The 6,168-nt window shown below is 60.3% G+C and carries 7 protein-coding genes and 1 pseudogene; 2 read left to right on the top strand and 6 right to left on the bottom strand.

Features of this window, described 5'->3' with window-relative positions; translation table 11 throughout:
* Positions 1 to 388: ABC transporter ATP-binding protein (locus AC1D1P_RS11750; protein WP_477673094.1), on the top strand; the 388-nt coding region annotated here is incomplete at its 5' end.
* Between the two features lie 12 nt (positions 389 to 400).
* On the opposite strand, the gene AC1D1P_RS11745 is transcribed toward AC1D1P_RS11750, so the two are convergent.
* From AC1D1P_RS11745 to AC1D1P_RS11720, 6 genes are all read right to left on the bottom strand, one after another.
* Positions 401 to 985: a tRNA-uridine aminocarboxypropyltransferase gene (locus AC1D1P_RS11745; RefSeq protein ID WP_477671286.1), complete on the bottom strand. Its 585-nt coding sequence runs from the start codon at positions 983 to 985 to the stop codon at positions 401 to 403.
* Positions 986 to 1,000: 15 nt separating this feature from the next.
* Positions 1,001 to 1,780, bottom strand: coding sequence for a TerC family protein (locus AC1D1P_RS11740; protein WP_477671285.1), 780 nt, complete (start codon positions 1,778 to 1,780; stop codon positions 1,001 to 1,003).
* 160 nt (positions 1,781 to 1,940) lie between these two features.
* On the bottom strand, positions 1,941 to 3,107 hold the full coding sequence (locus AC1D1P_RS11735; protein ID WP_477673093.1) for an AI-2E family transporter: 1,167 nt from the start codon (positions 3,105 to 3,107) through the stop codon (positions 1,941 to 1,943).
* Positions 3,104 to 3,847 carry an FkbM family methyltransferase gene (locus tag AC1D1P_RS11730; protein WP_477673092.1) on the bottom strand — a complete coding sequence of 248 codons (744 nt, stop codon included), beginning with the start codon at positions 3,845 to 3,847 and terminating at the stop codon, positions 3,104 to 3,106. The genes AC1D1P_RS11735 and AC1D1P_RS11730 overlap by 4 nt, the downstream gene beginning before the upstream one ends.
* Before the next feature lie 42 nt (positions 3,848 to 3,889).
* Entirely contained in the window at positions 3,890 to 4,630 is a 741-nt protein-coding gene (locus AC1D1P_RS11725; RefSeq protein ID WP_477671282.1) for a LytR/AlgR family response regulator transcription factor, read from the bottom strand.
* Positions 4,627 to 5,691 (bottom strand): sensor histidine kinase, encoded by a 1,065-nt coding sequence (locus AC1D1P_RS11720; protein WP_477671281.1) that lies wholly within the window; start codon positions 5,689 to 5,691, stop codon positions 4,627 to 4,629. Before AC1D1P_RS11720 ends, AC1D1P_RS11725 begins: the two co-directional genes overlap by 4 nt.
* Positions 5,692 to 5,925: 234 nt before the next feature.
* Between AC1D1P_RS11720 and AC1D1P_RS11715 the strand changes: the two are divergent.
* Positions 5,926 to 6,168, top strand: a pseudogene (locus AC1D1P_RS11715) (argininosuccinate lyase); the annotation flags it as partial.

Genomic DNA, 6,168 nt, shown 5'->3' with positions numbered 1-6,168 from the left:
CTTCTGGATGGAGCCGCGCGCCAACACGTTTGATCAACTCACGCCGGCGCAGTATTTCGAAGATGTTCGCAGCCGGTACCCGGGTTTTGATGCGAATTTGGTAGTGCCGCTGGTCGACGGCCTCGGGCTTGAGCCGCACATGGGCAAGCAGCTTTTCATGCTGTCCACCGGGTCGAAGCGCAAGGTCTGGCTGACAGCGGCGTTTGCATCGGGTGCGGCGGTGTTGTTGCTGGATGAGCCCTTTGCCGCGCTGGATGCACCCTCGATTGCCTTCGTCAAAGGACGGCTTCAAGACATTTCAGCGCATACAGGGCGCGCTGCCGTGATTGCGGACTATGAGGCCCCCAGCGGAGTGCCGCTGGCCGGTGTGATCGACCTGGGCGACTGAACGGGAACCGAATTACTTCGGAACGAAAGCCAGCTGCTGCGCGACAAACCCGTCAAAGGCTTTGAGCAACGGCTGGTATTTTTCGGGATCACTTTCCAATTGCGCCAGTGCCGCGCACGTTGCCTCCAATGTTGAGAGCTGCCCCGGCTTGTGCGCCTTGCGGATCAGGTAGTTTGAGGCCGGCATATCCTCCAGCGACAAGCGAGGGAGTTGCCGCAGCACCGGACTCAGGTGCAGCATCTTGCGGCTTTTGCGCCAGGTGCTGTCCAGCACCACGAGCCGCACGCGCGACGGGTCTTTGAGTTGCGCGGTATCCACGGCGGCTGCTTTGTCTTCCGGCGTCTGCGGATACAGGAGCACGGTGTACCTCGTCTCTTTCAGCACATCATGCAAGCCAGCCTCGTCAAAGGCTTCACCCGTCAGCATCCGGCTGCGCGGCAAGCTCAGATGCAGCAGGCAGGCACTGTTTTTGGCGTGGTCGACCTCCAGCGGGTGCTGGAGGATAAGCACTTCCGCTTCATGCGCCGTCGGCCTGATCCAGGCGCAGATGCAGGCGCTTTGTGGGCGAAGGCACGCGGCGCAGCGCGGGCGTGTCACGGGCAGCGACCCGTCTCAGGGCTTGCGCTTGTCGGCCACGTCTGCCTTGTCGCCATCGACATAGGCATTTCTCAGATGCACCGGCTTGCTCTTTTTCTTGCGCATGCGGATGTTGAGCATTTCCACCGCCACAGAAAACGCCATGGCAAAGTAGACATAGCCCTTGGGCACATGATGGTCCAGGCCCTCGGCGATCAGCACCACACCGACGACGACAAGGAAGGACAGCGCCAGCATCTTGATGGTCGGGTGGTCGGAGACAAAGCGGCCGATGGCCGGAGCGAACAGCATCATGAGGCCCACCGAAGCGATGACCGCGGCAATCATGACCGGGAGGCTGTCAACCATGCCGACTGCGGTGATGATGGAGTCCAGCGAGAACACCATGTCGACAATCATGATCTGCACGATCACGGCCGCAAATGTGGCCTTGACCGCACTGGAGGCGTGGCCTTCCTCGCCCTCCATCGACTGGTGAATTTCGCCGGTGCTCTTCCAGATCAGGAACAGGCCACCGGCAATCAGGATCAGGTCGCGCCCCGAGATTTCCTGCTTCAAAATGGTGAACAGCGGATCCACCAGCCCGATGATCCACGACAGCACAAACAGCAAGCCAATGCGCATGAACATCGCCATAAAAAGACCCAGGCGCCGGGCCAGTTCCTGCTTGTCCTTGGGCAGCTTGTCCACCAGGATGGAGATGAAAATAATGTTGTCAATGCCCAGCACCAGCTCCAACGCAGTGAGCGTGGCAAAAGCAATCCACATTTGCGGATCAGTCAGCAGTTCCATCATGGCTTTTTTTCCTCATTCTTTTCAACTATTTAGCAGACATAGCAGCGACCACATGAATCTAGACCAGCATGAGCCGTGGAACCGGCTTTGCCGGGCCACAGGCGGGCGGCCCCCTCGGGGGGCAGGGAGCTACACGAAGTGAGCGATCGTGGGGGCCATATCAACTGCCGAGAAACTCACCAATCGGCTTCAGGTCATCGATGCGGTCGCAAATCGATTTGACAATCATCAGGATGGGAATGCCGAGCAACAGGCCCCATACCCCCCAAAGCCAGCCCCAGGCCAGCAAGCCGACGAACACCGCCACCGGACTCATACGGCTGGCGCGGCTGGTAAGCCACGGCGTCAGGAGGTTACCCACCACGGTGTGAATAGCCAGCGAGGCCCCACCCACAGCCAGCGCCATGTTGAGCGAGCCAAATTGCATAAAGGCCACCAGGGCCGATGTCGCCGCCGTGACCAGCGAGCCTACGTAAGGAATCAGGTTCAGCACGGCAGCGGCAACGCCCCACACGGCGGGGTTTTCCAGCCGCAACGCCCAAAGCGCAAGCCAGGTCAACACCCCGACCAGCGCACTGGTCAGCAGCTGCACCTGCAGGTAGCGCTGAATCTGGTCGGTGATCTCATTGAGAGCCTGCAACGTGATTTTTTTGCTGCTGATGCTGGAGCCCGCAAGCTTGATCAGCTTGCGCCGGAAGCTGTCGCCCGAAAGCATCAGGAAGTAGGTAAAGAAAATCACCACGGTCGCCTGGCCGATCAGTGCAATCAGCCCGATGGTGCCTGACCAGAGATAATTTTTGATGTTGAAACGGGCAGGCTCAACCACGACACGCATCGCCCCTCGCGTGTTGCTGGTCGCAGCACTTTCCTGCGCGGCCTGCTCAAGCTGTGCGGCTGCTTTCTGTACGGTTTCCAGTGCACTGTCAGACTGGTTGGTGCGCACCTTCACGGCCTGGCGGAATTTCTGCGCCGCAGCCGGCAGCGCTTCCAGCAGCTGCGCCGCTTCGTCGCTGAGCGAATACGCCGTCGCACCGATGCTGCCCACAATCGTCAACAACACCACGGCGGCGCTCAGCCAGCGTGGAACGCGTTTCGTTTCAAACCAGTTGACCACCGGTGAAAAAGCATAGCTGAACAGCACACCCAGCATCACCGGAATAAAGACGGCCTTGGCCCAGTGCAGTACAAACAGGCAGGCCAGACCCGCCAGTACCACCAGCGACATGCTGCGGATATCGACCGGAACCCGAACATGCAGCTGTTCAGGATCGCCCGGCACTACTGGCGGCGCCGCGCGTACGACACGCTCTGCGGGTTCTTCGKTCATRTGTCTCCCATATCCGTTTTTGTGCCGGGGCGCGCGTAACGAAATTTGCGCAATGGAAGCCCCAGRTAGTACTTACGCAGGTATTCAAACCGAGCTGGCCAGGAAAATGTGTAGGACGCTTTCGCCGGAACGTACCAGCTGTTCAAGCCGGTTCGCAGGATCAGCTGGTAGCCGTTGTCGCGCATCAGGTCGTGCTTTTTATGATGGGTCACGTGATCCTCAATCAGCACCAGGCGGGGCTGCCAGCGTGCAAAGTTGAAACCGGACAACGCAACCAGTTCGTGCCCTTCGATGTCGATCGACAGGAAATCAAACCCCTCTGGCACAGCATTTCCTTCCAGGATGGCATCCAGCGTCTCGCACCGTACCTGTACCGTTGAACGGACCACGGCGCCCATGGCAATAGGCCTCGCTTCGAGCGTTGAATGGGGTCCGGCCCGATTCAAATCCAGGTACCTTCCTGCGTTTTCAGGGCTGGAACAAGCCATTTCAATGACCACGCCGGTTCGACTCCTGCGCAGCAGCTCACAACAGTCCGGGTCAGGTTCCACGAGGAGGCCCGTCCAACCCATCTGTTCCAGATGCTGAGATTGCGAATCCAGCACCGGATCGTTAGCCCCTATATCAACATAAAAGCCAGTCTTGCCACCGAAGAAGTCGCGTACGAGCTGGCGCTCTACGGCAGGCTCATTGCTGAAGCGGCTGACGTGCCGCTGGATGAAATCGGCACGTGTATGCATAAACAGGATGTTGGATTGGAAGAAGCAGCAAGAGAAATGAAATCAGGCCGCAATGGCTTCCCGAACGGCGCTGAGCTGGCGCCTGGACACCGCCAGCAGTTCATCAATACCATTGAGCCGTACCGCCCAGCCCTCGCCCTCTTCTGGATCAAAATGTTTTTCCAGCGCGCGCACGGCCCGGCGCGCAATCAGTGCGTTGCGGTGAATGCGCATGAAACGGGTCGCGTGGCGCTCTTCCAGCTCGCTCAGGGAACCATCGAGTATGTAGCTGCGGGTCGCGGTACGCACAGTGATGTATTTGAGTTCGGCTTTGAAATACAGCACCTCGGCCAGCGGCACACGTTCGGTGCGGCCGCGGTCCTGGATGATGAGCGTTTCTTCCGCCACATCCGCCGTGGACATCCGGGCAGACTGGCCCAAACGCTCTACCTTCTGCAACGCTTGCTGCAGGCGTTCCAGGCGCACCGGCTTCGTGAGGTAGTCGACGGCCTCCAGTTCAAAGGCCTGTACGGCATGTTCGGAATGGGCCGTGACAAACACCAGGGCAGGTGGCTGTGCAAGTGAAGCAATGGTGCGTGCCAGCGCGATACCGTCAACGCCGGGCATGCGGATGTCAAGCAGCACCGCATCGAATGACTCACGCTGCAAGGCCTTCATGGCCTGAACAGCATCGGCGGCTTCAGCTGCCGCCACTGCAGCCGGGGCGGTGCAATCGCCCAGCAGGGTGCGCAGGCGCGAACGCGCCAGGGCTTCATCGTCAACTACCAGTACCTTGAGCGTCATGCGGGAATCTCCAGTCGAACCTGAAATATGCCGTCCTTGAACACGGTCTTGAATTTCGCCTCGACATCATGCAGCAGCGCAAGGCGTTCGCGCACATTGGCCAGCGCCAACCCGTGGCCGCGCTCACCGGCGCCTGCGGGGGTTGAATTGGTCACCTTGATCACCACCGTGCTGCCTCGCCGGAGGGTGGATATTTTCAGCTGCGCGCCGCTGGCGCTGGGTTCCACGCCATGCCTGACGGCGTTTTCTACCAGCGGCTGCAGCAGCAGTGGTGGCAGCTTGGCCTGGTCCGCTTCGGTGTCCAGGCTCCACTGCACCTGCAGCCGCTCACCAAAGCGGATCTGCTCAATGGCGAGGTAACGCTGCGCCAGCGCGATCTCCTGGCCGAGCGTCACGGATTCGGCCGGGTCGGCCAGTGCGCTGCGAAAAAGCTCACTCAGGTCTTCCAGCACCGCCTCGGCCTTGGCGGGCTCGGCACGCACCAGCGCAATGGCGCTGTTCAGGGTATTGAAAAGAAAATGGGGGCGAATGCGCGATTGCAATTCGGCAAGGCGTGCCGCCGTGGCTGCCGGCGTACGCGCCTTGGCCCGCCAGAACAGCCCCGCCAGCATCATGGCGGACAGCAAGGCACCCGCCGCCGCACTGGCCCACCAGGGCACCGGCTGGAGCAGGCCCAGCAGGGCCAGCAAGCCACAGCCGTACAGCCCCGACACAACACCCAGTGCAATACCCGCCGCCCACTGGTGCGAAGGCTCCAGCCGGTTCAACTGCCCCTTCAGCGCACACACCGCAATCAGCCAGGCCAGGGTGGCCGGCAGCACACCGCCGGTGAGCAGTGAAAAGCTCAGCAGCCAGTCCAGGGGTTCGCGCGCAGCGAACATCACACACACGCCGGTCACCGCCTCTACAAACAGCACGGCACGCAAAACCACACCCACGTGGCAAGCATCAAACATGCTGGTACGCGTGGAAGTGCGCGGCGCCGCTTCCTCATCGCCTGGAATAAAGCTGCCCAGCAACGTGGATTCGCTGAAATTCTTCTGATCGGGCACAGGCTTCATGGACGTCGGCGGCTCTTCGGTATCGTGGAAAAACGGATCAGCTGGGGCAGCGCACGGCAGGGGTTTCCCACGGGGTCCGGCACCCAGATAAAATCATTGGGAAGAGTATTGCACTGCCCAAGGCGATTCGGCCATGGGTTAAACACTATTTAGGCCCGGCCGGCTGCACAACTGCCCGAAATGGCGTGCTTTACCCCACAGACCGGCCAGCGACTGCCTCAAAGAAAGCCTGACGTGAATCAATTCGACAAAAAGTCCCAAGCCTGGTCCGCCCTTTTTTCCGAACCCATGAGCGACCTGGTGAAGCGTTACACGTCCAGCGTGTTTTTTGACAAGCGCCTGTGGCAAGCCGACATTGCCGGCTCACTCGCTCACGCCGAAATGCTGGCAGCGCAAAAGATCATTCCCGCCGCCGACTACGCCGACATCCAGAAAGGCATGACGCAAATCACGTCCGAAATCGACTCCGGCGCTTTT

It is taken from the genome of Polaromonas sp. P1_E1_2, from assembly GCF_056406035.1.
This window is presented reverse-complemented; position numbering and strand designations above follow the sequence as displayed.

Excerpts from the sequence above, each read along its gene's own strand:
- AC1D1P_RS11740 (WP_477671285.1), bottom strand. The coding sequence starts at position 1,780 with ATGATGGAACTGCTGACTGATCCGCAAATGTGGATTGCTTTTGCCACG.
- AC1D1P_RS11725 (WP_477671282.1), bottom strand. The coding sequence starts at position 4,630 with ATGACGCTCAAGGTACTGGTAGTTGACGATGAAGCCCTGGCGCGTTCG.
- AC1D1P_RS11720 (WP_477671281.1), bottom strand. The coding sequence starts at position 5,691 with ATGAAGCCTGTGCCCGATCAGAAGAATTTCAGCGAATCCACGTTGCTG.